The following is a 21,321-nucleotide window of genomic DNA, read 5'->3' on the forward strand; positions in this document are numbered from 1 at the left end:
ATATATGATAAATAAAATTGATTATGATTAATAAAAATTCATTTAATTCTAAAGTGTGGATCCCTCCGGTTGCTGCATTTTTTCTTGGAATTGCCAGCGTACAGGCACAGAATTCCAGGCTGAAACAAGATAGTCTTCATGAAAAAGAAATTGATGAAGTAGTGGTGGTAGCCTACGGAAAAGCAAAAAGAAACAGCTATACCGGTTCTGTGGCTACGATTTCCAGCGATAAGATCAATAACAGACCTGTAACCAATATTACCAAAGCATTAGAAGGGCAGGTTGCAGGAATTCAGACGACAAGTGCATCGGGCCAGCCAGGAGCCGTTTCTACCATACGGATCAGAGGAATTGGCTCGATAAGCGCTTCCAGTGATCCTTTATATGTAGTGGATGGGATTCCTTTTGACGGTAACCTGAATTCTATCAGCCCAAGCGATATAGAATCTATCAGTGTGCTGAAAGATGCTACAGCAAGTGCTTTGTATGGTTCAAGAGGAGCAAACGGGATTATCATTATTACTACAAAATCTGGTAAAAAAGGAGAATCAAAAGTTAATTTTAACATCAGTCAGGGATTCTCCGGAAGAGCAGTAAAAGATTATCAACAGGTCAGTACGGATCAGTATTTCCAATTATACTGGGAGGCATTGAGAAACGGATATCAGTCTGGTAAAGTGAATGCTCAGCAAGCTGCTCAGATGGCTACTGACAATCTTGTTTCAACACTTGGTATCAATCCTTATGGAACGGCCTATCCAAAACCGGTAGGAACAGATGGAAAGCTATTGCCCGGCGCTTCACCACTCTGGAATGATGACTGGAGAGATATTTTACAGAGAGTGGCATCAAGAAATCAGGTAGATCTCGATATCAGCGGGGGAAGTGAGAAAAGTAACTACTTCTTTTCCCTTGGTTATCTGGATGACAAAGGGATGGCTATTGAATCTGGTTTTAAAAGGTATAATACCCGATTAAAGGTCAATTCTGAAGTTAAAAAATGGTTGAATGTTGGGGTAAACTTAAGCTATACTAACAGTATTCAGCAGGCGCCGACTTCCTCGGATTCAAAGGCCAGTAATATCATCAATGCGGCAAGATTCATTCCTTCATTCTATCCTTATTATGAAAGAAATGCAGATGGAACTTATGTTTTGGGCGCAGATGGAAATCCGGTTTATGATTTTGGAAAATACAGGCCTACCAATGCTCTTCAGAATCAGAATGCCGCTGCGACCCTGCCATTAGATAAAAACGAAAATAAAGAAGATAACTTCTCAGGAAAAGGATTCATGGAATTTACTTTCCTGCCGGAACTCAAATTCAAAACGAGTTTTTCTGTTGATCTGGTGAATTATAACGGACATTATTATTCAAATCCACTGCTTGGACAAGGGGCTGAAATTGGGGGTTCGGTGACGAAAACGAATACCAGAACGCTTTCGTATACAACCAGTAATATTCTGACGTATGATAAAAAGTTTGGAAAACATCACATTAATGCATTAGCAGGACATGAATTCTATAAGTACGATTATCAGACGATTTCCGGGACCAGAAGCCAATTTTCTCTGCCATACTATTATGAGCCGGACGCTGCTTCTCTGCTGGGAAGTTTCAGTGGAAACAGCAATAAATTAAGCCTGTTGAGTTTCCTGGGAAAAGTTGAATATGATTATAACAATACCTATTTCCTATCTGCATCAGGAAGGGCAGACAGCTCTTCAAGATTTGCGAAAGATAACAGATGGGGGAGATTCTGGTCAGTAGGAGTTTCATGGAAAATATCCAATGAAGAATTTGTTAAGAGCTTGAACGTCTTCAATCAGTTGACATTACGTGCCAGCTATGGAGGTCAGGGAAATGACAAATTGCTTAGACCTAACGGACAGCCGCTTTACTATGCATATCAGGAATTATATCGATTTATCAGCCTTGGCGGAGAGCCGGGCACAACGCTGGAAAAGACATTTACCAATAATGTGAAATGGGAAACCAATCTTAATTTAAATGTTGGATTGGAGTTCGCGATTCTGAATAACAGAATTAAAGGAAATATCGAATACTTCAAAAGAAAAAGCCAGGATCTTCTGTTCAATATGCCAGTGGCGCCATCGCTGGGAATCAGTGATTATCCTGCGAATATCGGAACAATTCAGAATACAGGGTTTGAATTTTCATTATTTACAACGCCAGTTAAAAATGATGATTTCCAGTGGAATGTAGATGTGAATCTGAGTACTTTAAATAATAAAGTGACCAAGTTACCCGGAGGTTCTTTGGTTGTAGGAACTAAGTTGCTGACAGTAGGAGGCTCAGTATATGATTTCTTTATTCCGGAATGGGTAGGAGTAGATCCGAGCAATGGAAAGCCTTTGTGGAAAACAGTTACTACCGATGCTAACGGGAATTCAGTGGAAGGAACTACTTCAGAATATTCTAAAGCAACAAAACTGCTCCAAGGCTCTGCATTGCCTAAACTGACAGGGGGAATCAGTACCAGTATTACTTATAAGAATTTTGATTTTTCAGGATTACTGACATTCAAAATCGGCGGAAAAGTTTTAGATACCGATTATACCTCCATCATGCATAACGGAAGTTCGGGAGGACGAGCATGGAGTTCCGAAATACTGAACAGGTGGACGCCTGATAATCCTTACACAGATGTTCCTGCATTAAGTACAACAACGAATAACTGGACATCAACCTCTTCAAGATTCCTGTATTCCGGCACTTACGCAAGACTGAAAAATGTCAGTTTAGGATACACACTTCCTGAAGATTATTTTGAGAAAATTGGACTTAAAAAATTCAGAATTTATATCCAGGCAGAAAATCTTCTGACCTTCTATAAACATAAAGGAATGGATCCTGAACAGGCTTTGGATGGAACAACTTATTACAGATATCCTGCTATGAGAACGATCACTTTTGGTCTTCAGGCAACGCTTTAACCTTTTAAAATTGAAAAATGAAAAAATTAAAATACTTATCGTTTGTGCTCATTGGATTTTTGTCGCTGACAAGCTGTGAAAATGACCTGGACACAGCTCCGACTGATCAGGCCAACAGCGTGGAGGTTTTCAAAACCGCTGAAAGTGCTGAAACAGTAGTGAACGGTACCTGGGCAAAATTTAATAATGATGGGACAACGTATGCCAATATTGGGTATTCCACAGTGTTAAGAGCCAGCGATGCGATGGGAAGTGATGTGGCGGTATTGACGAATAAATACGGTTTTGCTTCTACTTATGCTTTTACAGAAATGGTGAATAATACAGCAAGCCGGCCGTTATTTATCTGGTCTCTGTTGTATTCCACTATCAATAATATGAATAATGTCATTACAAGAATTGATGGTACAGAAGGCAGCCAGGAGAAAAAAGATCAGGTAAAAGGACAGGCAAAGGCATTACGCGCCTTCTGTTATCTGAATCTGGCGAGCTTTTATCAGTTTAGTTACCTGAAAGACAAGTCAGCATTAACGGCTCCCATTTATACGGAGCCTTCAACAACCAGTACGGTAGGGAAGAAAAGAGCAAGTCTGGAAGAAATCTATACTTTGATTAAAAGTGATCTTACCGATGCTGATAACCTGTTGAAAAATTATACAAGAAATAATAAAGATAAGATCAACCGTTCTGTAGTGAACGGACTTTTAGCAAGAACTTACCTGAATACGGGCGAGTGGAGTAAAGCTTCAGCATCAGCAAAAATTGCAAGGGAAGGTTTCCCGCTGATGGCTCCGGAAAAATATAAAGATGGCTTTAATGACATCAACAATGCAGAATGGATCTGGGGACATGCGCAGACTCAGGAACAGTCTGATGAAAGTTATGCCTTCCATTATCTGGATGTTTCTTCCTCAGGGAGCTATTATTACAGCTTTATGGCGGACCCTTATTTTAAGGACCTTTTTGATACCAATGATATCAGATACCAGTTATTTTCATGGGACGGGCAGAAAGGTAGGGAAGGATTGCTGAGATATGCCAAGTTTAAATTCAAACCCACCCTTATTGCAGATATTGTGTATATGAGAGCTGCTGAAATGTACCTGATCGAAGCGGAAGCAGAAGCAAGAAGCGGAAATGTATCTCAGGCAGTAGCCGTATTGAACCAATTGAAATCAGCAAGAAATGCCAATATTTATAATGGCTCGTTATCACAAAATGCTGTGGTAGATGCAGTGTTGATCGAGAGAAGAAAAGAATTGTTTGGAGAAGGCTTCTCCCTTTCAGATATTATCAGAACGCAGGGAACAGTAGTAAGAAAGCCGTTTGTAGATGCCGATGGCAAACCGATAAAAGTTCAGGTCACTACACCAGACGGAACGGTAAAAACAGTAGATGGAAGAGGGCATTCTGTTCTTGATTTCCCGGATAAATCTGCTTTCACCCCAAACAGTACTTATTATTTATTCAGTATTCCGCAGAGAGAGTTTGAGAATAACCCGAATTTATAAGGTATAGTCCATAATTAGATTGATTTTTTTTAGCCACTGCTTTTGCGGTGGTTTTTTTAATTAAAAAACCGTTGCTAAAAGAGCAACGGTTTTATTTTAAATTATTTTTTACTATTTAAGGATTACTTATATTCTGAGCTTCTGTAATAATCATACTTTTCCCTAGAAATCTTATAAGAGATGCAATTTTATATAAATCATAATCTATTATCTCTCGTTTTCCATCTAAAAAATTTTGCAAAAATTCCCAATCCTCAATTAAACTTCCCATTGTTAATTCTTTGGGATCCTTATATGGATCATATAATTCTTCATCAGTAATATTCCAATACAAGTCATTATTAAAAGTAAAAGAGGTTGAATCATTTAATTTTTCTAACTTATTAAGCAAAGCCTCAATAAGTTTTTTAATGTCTGCTTTTTTTAATTCGGGTTTATTATTTTCCATTGGATTATTAAATAATTGGTTAATCTCCCGCTTTTCGAAGGCCCCGACTTTGAAACATTACAAAGATATTGTTTTTAAATGTTCCGGATTTTGGGAAGATTACATAAGTATTATTTGTAATAAAATGTATAAACTTTATTTGGAAAGCTAATGTATACCGTGTCTGAAATTGGTTTTCCATCAATTTTTTTGAGATAGATCTTCTCATGAGAAGAGGGAGGAATCTCTCCAAAAGTAGAAGATCGAATACTTGTAGCAGTTATATCTTTACCTTTAAAAGAAATATATATAGAATAGTGGTTTTGTATATTGTAAAGAGTACTTAGACCTACTTCTACATAACTAACTTTACCATTTGCATCTATAATTTCATAATGCTTCTTATCTTTTTTTAAATTGTCAATTGATTGATAACTTTCAAAATTGGTGGATACACAGCTTGTAATTGTGCATAATGTAAAGAAAAAAAATATATATTTAATCATGATTATAATTTCTATATCATTAGAGTATTTGTTATCAATTTTGAATTCTGCACTATACAAATTAATAAATAATGAAAACTTGTAATTCGGTTTTTGAACTTTGAAATGAATTATCCTGCAATTTACAAAAAATCTCTACCTTTGTAACAATGAATCTCTTAAGATGGATACTGGCAATTTACTTTATGGCGTTATCACTAATGCCATGTGCTGACGTGTCTCATCCGCAGAATTCCGGGAACAAAATAGTTTCCCTGAGTGTTCAGGAAAATCATTCAAAAGAAAAAGGAGACATATGTTCTCCGCTTTGTGCATGCAGCTGCTGTCAGATCACAGTTTCAGCATTTAAAATGGATCCATTACTGGAGATTCCTGAGCAGATTCCTGCTTACTTTTCAAAGAAGATCTTATTTCACAAAAACGACTTTGCTTACCAGGTTTATGACCCTATCTGGCAGCCTCCTAAAATTTAATTTTTATTGACTTTTAGAAAGCCTATGCTTTCTGATTTTAAACTGTGCTTGAAACTTTGCAATACCATTGCAGGGGTTTTCAGGATATTTTTGCTGCAGCATTATACGCTGTATGCATTCATCTTTCAATAAAAATTAAATACAAATCGTGTTAGATAAAATCATAAAATTCAGTATCAAAAACAAGATTGTCATTGGCTTAATGACTCTGGTGCTGATCATCTGGGGTACCTGGAGTGCCACCAGATTACCGATAGATGCTGTACCGGATATTACCAATAACCAGGTGCAGATTATTACTGTATGTCCTACATTGGCAGGGCAGGAAGTGGAACAGCTGGTTACCTTTCCTATTGAACAGAGCATTGCTAATGTTCCTGACATTCAGGAAACAAGAAGTATTTCAAGATTCGGTCTCTCTGTGATTACAGTCGTGTTCAAAGAAAATGTAGATGTGTACTTTGCCAGACAGCTCATCAATGAACAGCTGAAAAATGCGGTGGAAGAAATCCCTAAAGGAGTAGGAACTCCTGAACTTGCTCCCGTGAGTACAGGTCTGGGAGAAGTCTATCAGTATATTCTTCACCCTAAAAAAGGAAGTGAAAAGAAATACAATGCCAAAGAACTCCGTACCATGCAGGACTGGATTGTCCGAAGACAGCTGAACGGAACGCCGGGAGTGGCGGAAATCAACAGTTTCGGAGGTGAATTAAAACAGTATGAAGTGGCTATTGATCCCAATCGTCTGAAAGCAATGGGAACCAGCATCACTGAAATATTTACAGCGCTTGAAAAAAACAATCAGAATACAGGAGGAGCTTATATTGATAAAAAGCCCAACGCTTATTTTATCCGTGGAATTGGTCTGGTAACGTCGCTTGAGGATATCAAAAACATTGCTGTTAAAAACGAAACAGGAAGCGTTCCGATCTTCATAAAAGATGTTGCCGATGTCCGTTTAGGCAGTGCTGTTCGTTACGGAGCATTAACGTATGACGGAAAAGTGGATGCGGTAGGTGGAGTTGTAATGATGCTTAAGGGAGCCAACAGTAATGAAGTAGTCAGCAATATCAAAGCAAAAATCCCAACCATTCAGAAATCTCTTCCTAATGATGTCGTTATAGAACCATTTCTGGACAGGACAGACCTTGTAGACAGGGCGATCAATACCGTAGAGAAAAACCTTATCGAAGGAGCCCTGATCGTTATTTTCGTTCTTGTTATTTTCTTAGGAAATCTGAGAGCAGGACTTATTGTAGCCTCTGCCATTCCGCTTTCCTTATTGTTTGCTTTGGGAATGATGAATGTTTTTGGGGTAAGTGCCAATCTGATGAGCCTTGGAGCTATAGACTTCGGACTGATTGTAGATGGTGCGGTTATCATTGTGGAAGCCACATTACATCATTTAGGTGTAAGAAAATCTGTCCGTGCTTTGACACAGTCTGAAATGGATGAAGAAGTTTTCCTTTCTGCATCAAAGATCAGAAGCAGTGCCGCCTTCGGAGAAATCATCATCCTTATTGTCTACATCCCGATTCTTACCTTGGCTGGTGTAGAAGGAAAAATGTTTACCCCTATGGCCAAAACAGTAGGATTTGCCATTCTTGGTGCATTGATTTTATCGCTGACCTACATCCCAATGATGAGCGCCCTGTTTTTATCTAAGAAAATATCCCACAAAGAAACTTTCTCTGATAAAATGATGAACCGCCTTCAAAAGATATATCAGCCGTTATTGCAGAAAGCAATCAAAGTAAAATATGTGATTGTTTCCGCAACAGCTGTAGTCTTTCTTATCTCTGTTTTTATCTTTAAAAATATGGGTGGGGAGTTTATCCCACAGCTGCAGGAAGGAGATTTTGCTTTCCACTGTATTTTACCGCAGGGAAGCTCACTGAGCCAAAGTATAGAAACCTCCATGCAGGCCTCGAGGATTATCAAGCGGTTTGATGAGGTGAAAATGGTAGTTGGGAAAACCGGTTCCGCTGAAGTTCCTACTGACCCAATGCCACCTGAAGCTACAGATATGATCGTTGTATTGAAACCACAAAGCGAATGGAAAACCAAGAAATCCTATAACGAACTGGCCGATGAGATCAGTGAAAAGCTGGAAACAATCCCTGGAGTATTCTTTGAGAAGAACCAGCCTATTCAGATGCGTTTCAATGAGCTGATGACCGGGATCAGACAGGATGTTGCCGTAAAGATTTTTGGAGAAAACCTAGACTCTCTTGCCATATATGCAGATAAAGTTGGGAAAATTATTCAGACCGTAGATGGGGCTACAGCGCCTCAGATTGAGAGAGTAAGTGGTCTTCCGCAAATCAATGTAGAGTATGACAGAACAAGAATTGCGAATTACGGATTGAATATCGAAGATGTCAATAATGCGGTAAGTACAGCCTTTGCCGGAAAAGCTGCCGGGCAGGTTTTTGAAAATGAAAGGCGTTTTGATCTGGTGGTCCGTCTGGACAGCCTTCACAGAACAGACATTTCAGATGTGAATAACCTGATGATTACATCCGCCAGCGGAGCTCAGATTCCCTTGTCGCAGGTAGCTAATATCAGTTATAAATTGGGACCGGCACAGATCAGCCGTGAACAGGGAAAACGTAGAATTGTGATTGGCTTCAACGTAAAAGATCGTGATGTGGAAAGTGTGGTGAAAGATATTCAGGCAAAACTTGATAAAGTGAAACTTCCTTCCGGATACTATTTTACCTATGGAGGACAGTTTGAAAATCTGCAGGAGGCAAGCAAGCGTTTAATGATCGCTGTTCCGGTATCATTGCTTCTTATTTTTATGCTGCTGTATTTCACATTCCGCTCATTTAAACAGGCAACATTGATCTTTACTGCGATTCCTATGAGTGCTATTGGAGGGGTGTTTGCGCTTTTAGTAAGAGATATGCCGTTCAGTATCAGTGCCGGAATAGGATTTATTGCTCTTTTTGGAGTGGCCGTATTGAACGGGATTGTTTTGATAGGAACCTTTAACCAACTGGAAAAAGATGGTGAAACGGATATCCTGAAAAGAGTGTTCGAAGGGACAAAAACCAGATTAAGACCCGTATTGATGACCGCTACAGTGGCTTCATTAGGCTTTTTGCCAATGGCTATTTCCACCGGAGCAGGGGCAGAAGTACAGAAACCTTTGGCGACAGTAGTGATTGGAGGTCTGGTAACAGCAACATTCCTTACGCTATTTGTTTTGCCAATGCTGTATATCATTTTTAACACAAAGATTTTGAAAAAGAAAAATAATAGTACCGGAATGTATACTGCAGTTCTTGTTGCAGGATTCATGATGCTGGGGCAGACTTTTAAAGCACAGTCCAGACCGATCTCTGTGGAACAGGCGGTAGAGCAGGCTGTGAATAATAATTTAACCCTGCAGTCAAAAGATTTAAGCATTAAATCCGCCGAAGCATTAAGGCCCACGGCAAAAGAGATTCCGAAATTAAGCTTTGAAGCTCAGCTTGGACAGTATAATAGCCCAAAGTTTGACCAGTCGTTTGCCATCTCACAAAGTATTCCTTTTCCGACACTTTTTAAAGCGAGAAAAGACTTAATCAATGAGAATATTAAAAGCAAACAGATTGATAGGGAGATTACAGCCAATGAGCTGATAAAACAGGTGCGTACCTACTATTATCAGATTGAATACCTTCAGTATAACAAGGCCCAGCTGACCAGTCTGGATCAATATTATGAGGAATTCATCAGAATTGCAACCGTAAGATTCAAAGCAGGTGATATTAAGAAGATAGAAATAAGTACTGCGGAAACCCAGAAAGGAGAAATTGATCTGCTGCTAAGACAAAATGAAGTCTTTCTGAACAATGCTTATAAGAATTTAAAAACCCTTATGAACACTTCAGAAGATATTGAAGTCCCATTTAATAAAGACTATATTCCTCTGAAAGCAGAAAGTGTGCTCGACAGTACTGTAGTAGCCAATAATCCCACGGTAAAAGCTTTTTATCAGGAAATGGAAATTGCTGAGAAAAATAAAAAAGTTGAAAAATCCCTTGGACTTCCCGATTTCAGTTTAGGATATACCAACCAGTCTTTGATAGGTCTTCATACCATCAACGGACAGGAAAATTTTTATAATTCGGGAAAACGTTTTCAGTCAGCAACAGTAGGAGTAGCCATTCCATTAACATTTGGAGCTACAAAAGCAAGAATTCAGGCACTGGAATATGAAAAACAGATCGCTGAAACCAATGCTAAAATGCAGCAAAAACAGCTTTCTGCTCAGTTGGAAAATGCGTTCAGCCAATATCAGCAGGACTTACAGCAGTATGAATATTACACAAATCAGGCACTGCCGAATGCTGAAAAAATTGTAAAAGCAGCTCAACTAGGATATAAAACAGGGGAAATTTCCTATGTAGAATATCTTTTTGCCTTGCAGACTGCTACAAATATTCAATTAAAATACCTGGAATCTATCCAGCAGGTGAATCAATCTGTCGTTACTATTAATTCAATCATCAATAAATAACATGAAACTAAAACACAATATCATATACCTTACAGTCACGGCCCTTTCTATCATAAGCTGCGGAAAACAGGAAAAGGTAACGGAAAATGCTGATGTTAAAACTGAACAGTCAGGAAAAGGCCATGACGAGGATCCTCAAACTATAGCTTCTCTTACAGAAGATCAGATGAAATCTGTAGGAGTAGCTTTGGGAAAAGTAGAAATGAAAGAACTGACATCAACGATAAAAGCCAACGGTTTGCTGAGTGTTCCCAACAGCAATAAAGCGACCATTACTTCCCTGTATGGAGGAATCATCAAAACCATCAATATTCAGGTAGGAAGTATTGTGAAAAAAGGACAGGTGATCGCCACCATTGCCAATCCGGAATATATCCAGCTTCAGGAAGATTATCTGACTACCAACAGCAGAATTACCTATGCGGAACAGGAATACAGAAGACAGAGAGAGCTTTTTGATAATGATGCGGGAGCAAAGAAAAACCTTCAGAGTGCCGATGCTGAACTGAAAACATTAAGAACAAAAAGAGCATCCCTTTTAAAACAGCTTCAGATGATGGGAATAAGCCCGGGAAAAGTCAGTAATGGAAATATGAAATCCGGTTTGGTCATCACTTCACCTATCAGCGGAACAATCAGCAGTATTACAGCCCAGATCGGAAGCTATGTAGACATATCTTCTCCTGTGGCTACGGTAATTGATAACGGGTCCATCCATTTAGATCTTCAGGTATTTGAAAAAGATCTTCCTAAAATGAGAGTAGGGCAGATTGTTCATTTTAAATTAACCAACAATCCGGAAACCGAATATGATGCAAGAATTTACAGCATAGGATCTTCTTTTGAAAACGAAAGTAAAACCATCTCTATGCATTGTGAAGTGATAGGGAACAAATCTGGGCTGATTGACGGAATGAACATTACCGGAATTGTTAGCCTGGATAAAAGCACAACACCGGCAGTACCTACAGAAGCCATTGTAGAAGCAGACGGTAAATATTACGTATTCATTCAGACTGATAAAAAAGCTGAAGAAGAACACGATGAACAAGGAAAACCGCATCCGAAAACCTTAAACTTCGAGAAAATAGAAGTGATAAAAGGAACATCAGATATGGGATATACTGCGATAACGCCAGTAGGAAATATTCCGGACAGGGCGAAGATTGTCGTGAAAGGAGCCTTTTTTGTGAATGCAAAACTGGTGAATTCAGGGGAACACGAGCATTAATGAAAGTAGCCGGGACCTGTAAAATGTCGATTTTTATCCTTAAATTAGAGCTGTTTATAGAGTTTTTATTGATGAAAGCGGCAGAAAAAAAGTAAAGAATATCTCACCGAATTTTTAATAAATGACCTGATTATGTTATTAAACAAAAAAATATCAGTCTGGTATTTCATCCGTGAAATAAAAACTCAAATTCTTTTGATCGGAATGTTTGCCATAGCCATTGGCCTTCTGGATGAGCTGCCATGGTTTCGAAAGATATCATTGCCTTTGAATATTCCTGCATTGCTTGGAACAGCGGTATCACTGCTATTGGCATTCCGTACTTCCCAGTCTTACGAAAGATGGTGGGAAGCCAGGACTGTCTGGGGCGCAATCGTAAATGATTCCCGGACTTTTGTAAGGCTTATCATTCAGTTTATGCCATCAGGAGAAGGCAAAATAATAAAAGATTTTGCAGAAAGGCAGATCATCTGGACGTATGCACTTGGAGAATCTTTGAGAAAGTTACCTTTTTCTGAAAAAGTTCAGCATTATCTGGATCAACATCAGATCAAAGCAGCAAATATTCCCAACGCAATTCTGGACGGGCATTCCAGACAGCTGAAAGAAATTGCAGCTGCCAAAGGACTGACAGATTTCCAGCAGATGCAGTTGAACGACATCATTACAAGGCTTTGTGATAGTATGGGAAAATGCGAAAGACTGAAGAATACCGTTTTCCCACGGTCTTACAGTGTTTTAGTTCATATACTGATCTATGTTTTTGCGGCCATCCTTCCGTTTGGGCTTGATGATTCGCAGCTGTTGGTAGAAATTGCCATTACTTTCCTGGTTCCGGTGACATTCATTGCCATTGAAAAAACATCTATCATTATGCAGGATCCTTTTGAAAATGGACCTGTAGATACACCGATGACTTCACTGGCACAGACCATAGAGATCAATATCAGACAGATGACGGGTGAGCAGAATGTTCCCCCTAAGAAAGAAAATACATCCTATTACGAAATGTAAATAAACCATACATCCTATGGAAAACACACCAACACAAACAGTTTCTGCAGGAAGCAGACATAAAAAGAGCCTCCTGATTGTACTCTGCCTCAGCGGAACTTATCTTATCGCTGAGGTAATAGGGGGTATCCTGACCAACAGTCTTGCATTATTAGCCGATGCAGCCCATATGCTGACAGATGTTGTAGGATTGTTATTGGCATTTATTGCCATCAAAATTGGAGAAAGAAAAGCAGATCCTTCCAGAACATACGGTTATTACAGAACAGAAATATTGGCAGCCGTGATTAATGCGGTGGTTTTACTGGGCATCTCGATCTATGTTTTGTTTGAAGCCTATCAGCGGTTTCAGAATCCGCCGGAAGTACAGAGCAAATCAATGCTGATTGTCGCAGGAATAGGGTTGATCGTCAATATTGTCGGAATGATGATCCTGAGAAAAGACTCAGAAGGAAGTTTGAATATGAAAGGCGCCTATTTTGAAGTTCTTTCGGATATGCTTACTTCAATAGGCGTAATGATTGCAGGAGTGATTATGCTCACAACAGGCTGGTACTATGCCGATCCGCTGATTTCAGCTGCCATCGGACTGTTGATCTTTCCAAGAACATGGAGACTCCTGAAAGAAGCCATTAATGTTCTGCTGGAAGGAACCCCTAAAGATGTAGATATTCATGCACTTCGCCAATCATTGGAGAAAACTCCCGGCGTGAAAAATGTTCATGATCTGCATGTCTGGTCACTGACATCCAGTGTCAATGCAATGAGTGCTCATGTGGTAAAAGAAGCGGGATCTTCTCAAAACCAATTATTAAAAACATTGACAGATACTACTGTGAATAAATTTAAGATCAGTCACACCACTTTTCAGATAGAAGAGGAAGGTTATGAAGAAAATGAAGTCCATCTGTAAAATTTTAAAAGCGTACAATGAAAAAAGACATAGAACACAAACTCATTGATAAAAATACCAAGCCCACCAGTATGAGGATTTTGGTATATGATTTCTTAAGCTCCCAGGATGCGGCTTTATCTCTTTCTGAAATAGAAAATCATTTTGAAAATGCTGACAGGATTACCATCTACAGAACATTGAAAACCTTTGAAGAAAAGGGTATTGTTCACAGCATTCAGGAAAACACAACCACGAAATACAAATTATGCGAAGACGATTGTGATGAAAAAACACATAAAGACTGGCACCTGCATTTCTACTGTAAAATATGCAAACAGACCACCTGTAAGGAAGATATTTCTTTTCCTGAAAATATCCAGACCAATTTCAGGATTGATGAAATTAGACTCTTTGCCAAAGGTATCTGCGAAAACTGTCTTGAAAGTTTGCAATAGCATTGCATCAGTCTCATCTTTACATTTGTATAAAAATATCAGTTATGGAAAAATGCTGTAGTACAACCCCGGAAAAACCAGATACAAAAGGACACCAACATCATCATGCAGAAGAAGACGGACATGACCATGACGGGCATGATCACTCTCATGACTCCGGAGATCAAACGGTCTTTCAGATGTTTCTGCCAGCTATTATCTCTTTTGTAATTTTATTATTGGGAATTGCCTTTGACAACTATATAAAACCCGCATGGTTTACAGGCTGGATACGTCTGGTCTGGTATCTGGCGGCTTACATTCCTGTAGGATTTCCAGTATTGAAAGATGCTTATAAAAGTATCATCAAGGGAGACGTGTTTTCAGAATTCTTTCTGATGAGTATTGCAACCATTGGTGCTTTCGCCATCGGAGAATATCCTGAAGGAGTAGCAGTAATGCTTTTTTATGCGGTAGGAGAGGTATTCCAGTCAATGGCGGTTACCAGAGCGAAAGGAAATATAAAAGCATTATTGGATCAGCGTCCTGATGAGGTAACGGTTATGGAAAATAATCAGCCAAAGACCATGAAGGCCAAAGAAGCTAAAATTGGAGACGTCATACAGCTGAAACCCGGTGAAAAACTGGCGCTGGATGGGGAGTTGCTTTCAGATTCTGCTTCATTCAACACCGCAGCTTTAACAGGAGAAAGTAAACCTGATACCAAAAATAAAGGAGAGGTGGTTCTTGCCGGGATGATCAATATGAACAGTATTGCTCTGGTAAAAGTAAATACCGCTTATGAAGACAGTAAGCTGAGTAAAATTCTCGAATTGGTTCAGAATGCCACCGCTCAGAAAGCACCGACAGAATTGTTCATTAGAAAATTTGCAAAAGTATACACACCTATCGTGGTATTTCTTGCCATAGGAATCTGTTTGCTTCCCTATTTTTTTGTGAATGATTATCAGTTCAGAGACTGGCTGTACAGAGCATTGATATTCCTTGTGATTTCTTGCCCTTGTGCCCTTGTGATCTCAATTCCGTTAGGATATTTCGGAGGAATTGGGGCAGCAAGTAGAAACGGAATTCTGTTCAAAGGAAGTAATTTTCTGGACAGTATTGCAGAGATCCAGAATGTAGTGATGGATAAAACAGGAACCATGACAGAAGGTGTATTCAAAGTTCAGGAAGTAAGCATAAGCCCTGAATTTAACAAAGAGGAAGTCCTTCAGCTCGTTAATGCTCTTGAAAGTAAAAGTACCCACCCCGTAGCTACAGCGATCCACAATTATGTGGGAGATATCAATCATTCCATTCTTTTAGAAAATGTAGAAGAAATTGCCGGTCATGGGCTGAAAGCCGCGGTTAATGGAAAAGAGCTTCTGGTAGGAAACTTTAAGTTGATGGATAAATTCAGCATCACTTATGATCTTAACCATGCCAATATTGTCTATACAGTCATTGCGGTAGCTTATGATAAAAAATTTGCAGGATATATCACGATTGCAGACAGTATAAAAGAAGATGCCAAAGAAACCGTAGACAAACTGCATAAAATGAATGTTAAGGCTACAATGCTGAGCGGTGATAAAAGTACCGTTGTGAAATATGTGGCAGATCAGTTGGGAATAGACAATGCATTCGGGGATCTTTTGCCTGAGGATAAAGTAAACAAGGTTAAAGAAATTAAAGCCGGAAACCAGACCGTTGCTTTCGTAGGAGATGGAGTAAATGATGCTCCGGTAGTTGCTTTAAGTGATGTGGGAATCGCAATGGGAGGATTGGGAAGTGATGCCACTATTGAAACAGCAGACGTCGTGATACAGGATGATAAACCAAGTAAGATTCCAATGGCGATCAACATCGGTAAACAAACGAAAAAGATCGTTTGGCAGAATATTGTCCTTGCCTTCGCTGTAAAAGCTGTTGTTCTTATCCTCGGGGCCGGAGGGCTCGCAACGATGTGGGAAGCTGTATTTGCTGATGTAGGAGTAGCATTGCTTGCTATTTTAAATGCGGTGAGGATTCAGAGAATGAAATTTTAGGAAGCAAATAATAAACACAACTCAATTATATTCAATAAAAGCTCTGCTGAATTTCAGTGGGGCTTTTGTTTTAAATTATACATCATGCAGCCATTCTGTATAAATCCGTATTATGCTGCTGAGACTCCTACGGAGTGACAAAGGGATTGTTTTTACTTTCTATATTAGATATGTTAAATTTTATCTGAGATAAAATCTTGGTGCCTTAAAACAGTAAGTATTTAAAAAAAACTTTCGTCTTTGCGATTTCCAACAATAAAAGACATGTAATAAAAAAGCTCTGCCAAAAACATCAGCAAAGCTTTTATCAACAAGATTAAATTTGATATAAAGAACTAAATTTTGTTTAGATCTCAAGTTTCATTCAAAGTTCGGGATAAAATGAGCCTGGAAACAGGCACAGTTTTGTGATTTTTATAGGTAACAGTAGATAACCATAATGACATTCATCATAAATCTATTATAAAACAGTTTTGAAGTAGTATATTTGTAACACAGAATAAATCGTTGAGGTTAATACTTTCCATATTCATCATTTTTACCGTCGCATTACGTCCTGTTTTGCCACTGGTAAACTATGTGGTGAACTATGATTATATTGTGAAAAACCTTTGTGAAAACAGAAATGTACCACAATCAACCTGTAAGGGAAAATGTTATGTGGAAAAAGAGCTGGCAAAAACAGAAAAACAGTCCAATAGCCCTCAAACCATAAAGATCGCAGGATTAGATGTTTTTATTTCTTATGATATCCTTTCATTTCCCTCTCAGTTAAACGCAGAATTACTTACTGAAATTCCAGATTCCAGTTATTTTAATTCTCATTCCTCAGAATACTTTTCAAGGATATTCCATCCTCCATTGGCTTAATTTTATTATCAACTATATTTTTAGCCGAATGATGAAAGTTCTTGCAGCTTTTGTCAACAGGCCCCTAAAGATACACTTTGCAATTCATCCTTGTGAGAAGTGAGGAAGGTACTGTTTTCAAAAGAAAATACTGTGCTTTTTTAGACTTCTGTATTGTATCATAACATCATTTAACATTATTAATTTCAATTTAACATTAAAATGAAATCTCTTATTATTTTGACTGCTGTGCTGTCAATATCATTACTGGCGTGTGCTAAAGAAACACCTCAGGTAAAGCATGCAAGCCATATGGACTCTTCCGGAAAGAAAATAGAAAATGTACAGGTAGTGAATGAAGAAGACCCTGTCTGCCACATGAAAACTTCCGGATCTATTAAAGATACCATGGTATATAAAAATAAAACGTATGGTTTTTGCAGTGTGTACTGCAAAGATGAATTTAAAAAAAGCCCTGAGAAATATGCCCAAAAATAAGAAGACTAATAATAAAAGTAAAGTAATCATACCAATTGCGGTATTTGCATTGCTTTTTCTGGGAATCGGCGTAGGAATGGGATATTTTAAAAAAAATCTTTATACCGTAATGAAAGTTCCCGATTTTGAACTGACGGATCAGAACAATAAAAAAATCACCAATAAAGATATGCTGGGAAAAGTATATCTCGTTGAGTTTTTCTTCAGCAAATGTCCTACGATATGTCCCGTGATGAATACCAATATGAAGGCAATCCAGAACCAGATTAATGATCCGGACTTCGGTATTATCTCCATCAGCATTGATCCGGAAAACGATACTCCATCAGCATTGAAAGAACATGCTCAAAGAATAGGTGCAAAATCTCCCAATTGGCATTTTCTGACAGGAGACCGTACATACATAGGAGATCTTGCTGATAAATTTAATATCTACGTAGGAGACAAAGAAGATGAAGGGGAAAGTCTGAATCATAGCGGAATGATTGCCCTGGTAGATCAGGATGGAAATATCCGATGCAGATACAACAAAGAAAATATGCCTATTCTTTATTATTCAGGATTGAATTACGGAGATCCGGAAGGTAAAACACCTATGCTGACAGGGAAATACCATCCTGACAGAGAAATTCTGATCGAGGATATTAAGAAATTATTGAAATAGAGAAGAGGAAAGCTGGATATTTGAAGCCGGAAGTTATTCCAGACGATGCATCTCTGGCGATTTTGAGAAGGCTGTAAAGGTAAATAGAAGTTGAAGGAGTTATGTTACCACATTCATTACTTCCAGCCTCCATCTCCCATCTTAATAAAAAACATTGTTCAACCATAAACAAAAACGTTATGAAGATTATGAAAATAGCTGCTTTAAGTGCAGTTTTCGCAGCCCAGTTTGCACTGGCTCAGTTTAAGCAGACACCTCTGCCATATGCCTACAATGCTTTGGAAGGGAATATTGATGCCCAGACCATGGAAATTCATTATTCAAAACATGCTGCAGCCTATGTAGCTAACCTGAATAAAGCGATTGCAGGAACTCCACAGGAAAAAGAAACCCTGTTTCAGATTCTTTCCAATGTTTCAAAACTGCCGGCAGCCGTGAGAAATAATGCAGGAGGTCATTACAACCACGAATTGTTCTGGACGGTTCTTACGCCTCAGAAAAATACACAGCCTTCAGCAAAGTTGGCAAAAGCCATTACTGAAACTTTCGGAAGTATGGATGCTTTTAAAGAAAAGATGTCTAAGGCAGGAGCAGACCGCTTCGGATCAGGATGGGCGTGGCTTTCTGTAGATAAAAACGGAAAATTGTTCGTTTCTTCAACTCCTAATCAGGACAATCCTTTAATGGATGTTGTGGAAGAGAAGGGAACTCCTATTTTCGGAATTGATGTCTGGGAACATGCTTATTATTTAAAATATCAGAATAAAAGAGCAGATTATCTTAGTGCTATCTGGAATGTTACCAACTGGAAGGAGATCAGCAGAAGATATGACGAAGCTTTAAGCAAGAAATAATCTGATGAAATTATTTTACAGCATACTTTTTACTTTTTATATGGTACTGAGACCTTTGGTGCCATTGATGGAGTATGCTGTAAATTATGATTATATTGTAAAAGTTCTCTGTATCAATAAAGACAGGCCGGAGATTCACTGTAACGGAAAATGTTACCTGAGTAAAGAACTCGCCAAGACCAGTGATCCGGAATCTTCACCCTTTCAGAAACTCAAAAACTCAGGACAGAAAATTCTCGATACTTATATTCTGCCCGAAATTACAGAGATCATTACTGCTGAAAAAAGGATGTTTCTCAATTTCAGTTTTACCTACGAAACAGCTTATTCTTTTCTGTTTCTTACCCACATTTTCAAACCGCCGCTTTTTTAAGTTAAAACTATCAATATTCAACCACAAAAGTCACAAAAGCTTACATCAATTAAGAATCAAAGATTTTTAAAAGCTTAAGTGTTCTTATTGTACATAAAGCTTATCACTTAATAAACTTAAGTGGAAAAACTTTTGTGTCTTTTGTGGTAAAAAAAGAATGTTTTTGCATTCAAAAATTATAATTCAACTTAAAAAATCAACAATGAAAATTTCTCAATTTTTATCACTATTCTTTATTGCCTTTACTGTATTCTCTTTTGTAGCCTGCGAAAGCAGCAGAGACGATGATAATCCACAGGATACCACCCCCGGAAAGCTTCAGATCAAATTTGAAAACGGGTTCAATAATGTTGGAGATATTGTTCTGAATCAGACGGTTCAGACTTCTTCTAATGGTCAGAAACATAATTTCTCTGCTTTGAAATACGTCATCAGTAATATCGCACTGATAGACGAGAACGGGAACGAGTTTAAATACAATGAAAATAACCCTGATAAAGGTGCTTTTATCGTTGATCAGGCAGATGCGGTAGCAGGAATTATCTATCTTAACCTGGATGGGGTTCCGAAAAATAATTATAAAAAAATAAGATTCGGATTGGGAATCAGCCAGAAAGCCTACTTATTAGGGCAGGACGGACAGGCTGAATTCTGGACTAAGGCCAAGCAGAAAGGAATGTCATGGTCATGGGCTGCCGGCTATGTTTTTGTAAAGCTGGAAGGGAAATATGGCGCAGATGCTCCGTCTCAGGAATTCATGAACCACACTGGAAATATGGGTAATACTGCAGCCAACAATACACCAGATCTTTATCGGGAAATCACATTGAGTCTTCCAACAACGGCCAGGGTAACAGGACAAATCCGTCCTTCTGTTCATATTCTGGCAGACCTGAACCAGTTTCTGAGCGGAGAAAAAGCACTTACTCTTACCACATCCAATGATATGCTGATGGGGTCCAGCCAGCATCTGGCAGATGTTACCAATAACCTTACAAAGATGTTTAAAGTAGACCATGTTCACAATGATTAATTTTTTTATCAAAACGATACTCGTTCTGCTTGTATTGGTATTAAGTTTCGTTTCATGCTCTGATGAGGTTATTCAGCCACTTGAGAAGGATGAAGCCTATAACCTCCGGTTTCCGTCTTATTTTCCGGAAATGACTTTCGATCAATCAATGAATCCCGTGACAAAAAACGGAGTGGAACTGGGACGAAAATTATTCTATGAAGGCAGGCTTTCCAGAAATAATACCATTTCATGCGGTTTCTGTCATATACAGGAAAATGCCTTTACCCATCACGGCCATACCGTAAGCCATGGTGTGGACGACAGAATCGGAATAAGGAATGCGCCACCCATTCAGAATATGGCTTTTTTGAAAAGATATATGTGGGACGGGGTGATTCACAACCTGAATGAACAGCCAATCAGCCCGATTACAGATGTCAATGAAATGGACAGTTCCATACCGGAGGCTATTTCAAAAATAAAAGATGACCAGAAGTATAAAAAACTGTTCAGGGAAGCTTATGGTGATGAAACGATTACCGGAGAAAGAATCCTAAAGGCATTGTCACAGTTTATGGCTTCCCTGATCTCAGCAGATTCAAAATATGACAGATTCAGACAGGGAAAAGAGCAGCTGACTTCGGCAGAATCTCAGGGAATGGCTTTGTTTGGACAGAAATGTGCTTCCTGTCATAGTGGAGAACTGTTTACTGATGAAAGTTTCAGAAATACAGGAATGTATTACAATACGGAATTTAAAGATGCCGGACGCTACAGAGTTACTCTTAACCAGGGAGACTGGATGAAATTTCGGGTTCCTAGCTTAAGAAATGTAGAATATACAGCACCTTATATGCATGACGGAAGATTTTACACCTTGGAGGCAGTACTTAATTTCTATTCGGACCAGGTGGAAGATAATCCGAATCTTGATCTGCAGCTGAAGCAGAACGGTCATACAGGAATTGCGATGAACGGTCAGGAAAAACAATCGATCATTGCATTCCTGAAAACACTATCGGATAAAAGTTTTATATCCAATCCAAAATTTGCAGAATAATT

General features: G+C 38.7%; 18 protein-coding genes. 16 read left to right on the plus strand and 2 right to left on the minus strand.

Features of this window, described 5'->3' with window-relative positions:
- Positions 1 to 23: 23 nt before the first annotated feature.
- Entirely contained in the window at positions 24 to 2,957 is a 2,934-nt protein-coding gene (locus CRS_RS17400) for a TonB-dependent receptor (RefSeq protein WP_142725283.1), read from the plus strand.
- Between the two features lie 17 nt (positions 2,958 to 2,974).
- Positions 2,975 to 4,468 carry a RagB/SusD family nutrient uptake outer membrane protein gene (locus tag CRS_RS17405; RefSeq protein ID WP_142725284.1) on the plus strand — a complete coding sequence of 498 codons (1,494 nt, stop codon included), beginning with the start codon at positions 2,975 to 2,977 and terminating at the stop codon, positions 4,466 to 4,468.
- Between the two features lie 115 nt (positions 4,469 to 4,583).
- On the opposite strand, the gene CRS_RS17410 is transcribed toward CRS_RS17405, so the two are convergent.
- Both CRS_RS17410 and CRS_RS17415 read right to left on the minus strand, forming a co-directional pair.
- Positions 4,584 to 4,916, minus strand: a complete 333-nt coding sequence (locus CRS_RS17410) for a hypothetical protein (RefSeq protein WP_142725285.1) — start codon at positions 4,914 to 4,916, stop codon at positions 4,584 to 4,586.
- A gap of 110 nt (positions 4,917 to 5,026) precedes the next feature.
- Positions 5,027 to 5,401 carry a hypothetical protein gene (locus CRS_RS17415; protein ID WP_142725286.1) on the minus strand — a complete coding sequence of 125 codons (375 nt, stop codon included), beginning with the start codon at positions 5,399 to 5,401 and terminating at the stop codon, positions 5,027 to 5,029.
- Positions 5,402 to 5,550: 149 nt separating this feature from the next.
- On the opposite strand from CRS_RS17415, the gene CRS_RS17420 reads away from it, so the two are divergent.
- From CRS_RS17420 to CRS_RS17485, 14 genes are all read left to right on the plus strand, one after another.
- Positions 5,551 to 5,874 carry a DUF6660 family protein gene (locus CRS_RS17420; RefSeq protein ID WP_120232553.1) on the plus strand — a complete coding sequence of 108 codons (324 nt, stop codon included), beginning with the start codon at positions 5,551 to 5,553 and terminating at the stop codon, positions 5,872 to 5,874.
- Between the two features lie 148 nt (positions 5,875 to 6,022).
- A complete protein-coding gene (locus CRS_RS17425) occupies positions 6,023 to 10,384 on the plus strand; it encodes a CusA/CzcA family heavy metal efflux RND transporter (RefSeq protein WP_142725287.1) in 4,362 nt (1,453 codons plus the stop codon).
- Between the two features lies 1 nt (position 10,385).
- Positions 10,386 to 11,615, plus strand: a complete 1,230-nt coding sequence (locus tag CRS_RS17430) for an efflux RND transporter periplasmic adaptor subunit (protein ID WP_142725288.1) — start codon at positions 10,386 to 10,388, stop codon at positions 11,613 to 11,615.
- A gap of 132 nt (positions 11,616 to 11,747) precedes the next feature.
- Entirely contained in the window at positions 11,748 to 12,629 is an 882-nt protein-coding gene (locus CRS_RS17435; RefSeq protein ID WP_142725289.1) for a bestrophin family protein, read from the plus strand.
- A 16-nt stretch (positions 12,630 to 12,645) separates the two neighbouring features.
- Positions 12,646 to 13,542: a cation diffusion facilitator family transporter gene (locus tag CRS_RS17440; protein WP_142725290.1), complete on the plus strand. Its 897-nt coding sequence runs from the start codon at positions 12,646 to 12,648 to the stop codon at positions 13,540 to 13,542.
- Between the two features lie 17 nt (positions 13,543 to 13,559).
- The gene (locus CRS_RS17445; protein ID WP_142725291.1) at positions 13,560 to 13,979 is read left to right on the plus strand and encodes a Fur family transcriptional regulator; all 420 of its coding nucleotides are present in this window, start codon (positions 13,560 to 13,562) and stop codon (positions 13,977 to 13,979) included.
- 377 nt (positions 13,980 to 14,356) lie between these two features.
- Positions 14,357 to 16,006 (plus strand): heavy metal translocating P-type ATPase, encoded by a 1,650-nt coding sequence (locus tag CRS_RS17450; RefSeq protein WP_373995767.1) that lies wholly within the window; start codon positions 14,357 to 14,359, stop codon positions 16,004 to 16,006.
- A gap of 507 nt (positions 16,007 to 16,513) precedes the next feature.
- Positions 16,514 to 16,876 (plus strand): hypothetical protein, encoded by a 363-nt coding sequence (locus CRS_RS17455; RefSeq protein ID WP_142725293.1) that lies wholly within the window; start codon positions 16,514 to 16,516, stop codon positions 16,874 to 16,876.
- Positions 16,877 to 17,077: 201 nt separating this feature from the next.
- Positions 17,078 to 17,353, plus strand: coding sequence for a YHS domain-containing protein (locus CRS_RS17460; RefSeq protein WP_142725294.1), 276 nt, complete (start codon positions 17,078 to 17,080; stop codon positions 17,351 to 17,353).
- Positions 17,340 to 18,017 (plus strand): SCO family protein, encoded by a 678-nt coding sequence (locus tag CRS_RS17465; protein ID WP_172617102.1) that lies wholly within the window; start codon positions 17,340 to 17,342, stop codon positions 18,015 to 18,017. Before CRS_RS17460 ends, CRS_RS17465 begins: the two co-directional genes overlap by 14 nt.
- 179 nt (positions 18,018 to 18,196) lie before the next feature.
- Positions 18,197 to 18,871 carry a superoxide dismutase gene (locus CRS_RS17470; RefSeq protein WP_142725295.1) on the plus strand — a complete coding sequence of 225 codons (675 nt, stop codon included), beginning with the start codon at positions 18,197 to 18,199 and terminating at the stop codon, positions 18,869 to 18,871.
- A gap of 4 nt (positions 18,872 to 18,875) precedes the next feature.
- Positions 18,876 to 19,244, plus strand: a complete 369-nt coding sequence (locus CRS_RS17475) for a hypothetical protein (protein ID WP_228451288.1) — start codon at positions 18,876 to 18,878, stop codon at positions 19,242 to 19,244.
- A gap of 202 nt (positions 19,245 to 19,446) precedes the next feature.
- A complete protein-coding gene (locus tag CRS_RS17480; protein ID WP_142725296.1) occupies positions 19,447 to 20,277 on the plus strand; it encodes an MbnP family protein in 831 nt (276 codons plus the stop codon).
- Positions 20,270 to 21,319 (plus strand): cytochrome-c peroxidase, encoded by a 1,050-nt coding sequence (locus CRS_RS17485; protein WP_142725297.1) that lies wholly within the window; start codon positions 20,270 to 20,272, stop codon positions 21,317 to 21,319. The genes CRS_RS17480 and CRS_RS17485 overlap by 8 nt, the downstream gene beginning before the upstream one ends.
- The last annotated feature ends 2 nt before the right edge of the window (positions 21,320 to 21,321 follow it).

Origin of the sequence: Chryseobacterium sp. ON_d1 (genome assembly GCF_006829085.1) — a bacterium.
GTDB lineage: Bacteria > Bacteroidota > Bacteroidia > Flavobacteriales > Weeksellaceae > Chryseobacterium.

Excerpts from the sequence above, each read along its gene's own strand:
- CRS_RS17460 (WP_142725294.1), top strand. The coding sequence starts at position 17,078 with ATGAAATCTCTTATTATTTTGACTGCTGTGCTGTCAATATCATTACTG.
- CRS_RS17435 (WP_142725289.1), top strand. The coding sequence starts at position 11,748 with ATGTTATTAAACAAAAAAATATCAGTCTGGTATTTCATCCGTGAAATA.
- CRS_RS17415 (WP_142725286.1), bottom strand. The coding sequence starts at position 5,401 with ATGATTAAATATATATTTTTTTTCTTTACATTATGCACAATTACAAGC.
- CRS_RS17400 (WP_142725283.1), top strand. The coding sequence starts at position 24 with ATGATTAATAAAAATTCATTTAATTCTAAAGTGTGGATCCCTCCGGTT.
- CRS_RS17440 (WP_142725290.1), top strand. The coding sequence starts at position 12,646 with ATGGAAAACACACCAACACAAACAGTTTCTGCAGGAAGCAGACATAAA.
- CRS_RS17485 (WP_142725297.1), top strand. The coding sequence starts at position 20,270 with ATGATTAATTTTTTTATCAAAACGATACTCGTTCTGCTTGTATTGGTA.
- CRS_RS17445 (WP_142725291.1), top strand. The coding sequence starts at position 13,560 with ATGAAAAAAGACATAGAACACAAACTCATTGATAAAAATACCAAGCCC.
- CRS_RS17465 (WP_172617102.1), top strand. The coding sequence starts at position 17,340 with ATGCCCAAAAATAAGAAGACTAATAATAAAAGTAAAGTAATCATACCA.
- CRS_RS17420 (WP_120232553.1), top strand. The coding sequence starts at position 5,551 with ATGAATCTCTTAAGATGGATACTGGCAATTTACTTTATGGCGTTATCA.
- CRS_RS17470 (WP_142725295.1), top strand. The coding sequence starts at position 18,197 with ATGAAGATTATGAAAATAGCTGCTTTAAGTGCAGTTTTCGCAGCCCAG.
- CRS_RS17410 (WP_142725285.1), bottom strand. The coding sequence starts at position 4,916 with ATGGAAAATAATAAACCCGAATTAAAAAAAGCAGACATTAAAAAACTT.
- CRS_RS17450 (WP_373995767.1), top strand. The coding sequence starts at position 14,357 with ATGAGTATTGCAACCATTGGTGCTTTCGCCATCGGAGAATATCCTGAA.
- CRS_RS17475 (WP_228451288.1), top strand. The coding sequence starts at position 18,876 with ATGAAATTATTTTACAGCATACTTTTTACTTTTTATATGGTACTGAGA.
- CRS_RS17405 (WP_142725284.1), top strand. The coding sequence starts at position 2,975 with ATGAAAAAATTAAAATACTTATCGTTTGTGCTCATTGGATTTTTGTCG.
- CRS_RS17430 (WP_142725288.1), top strand. The coding sequence starts at position 10,386 with ATGAAACTAAAACACAATATCATATACCTTACAGTCACGGCCCTTTCT.
- CRS_RS17480 (WP_142725296.1), top strand. The coding sequence starts at position 19,447 with ATGAAAATTTCTCAATTTTTATCACTATTCTTTATTGCCTTTACTGTA.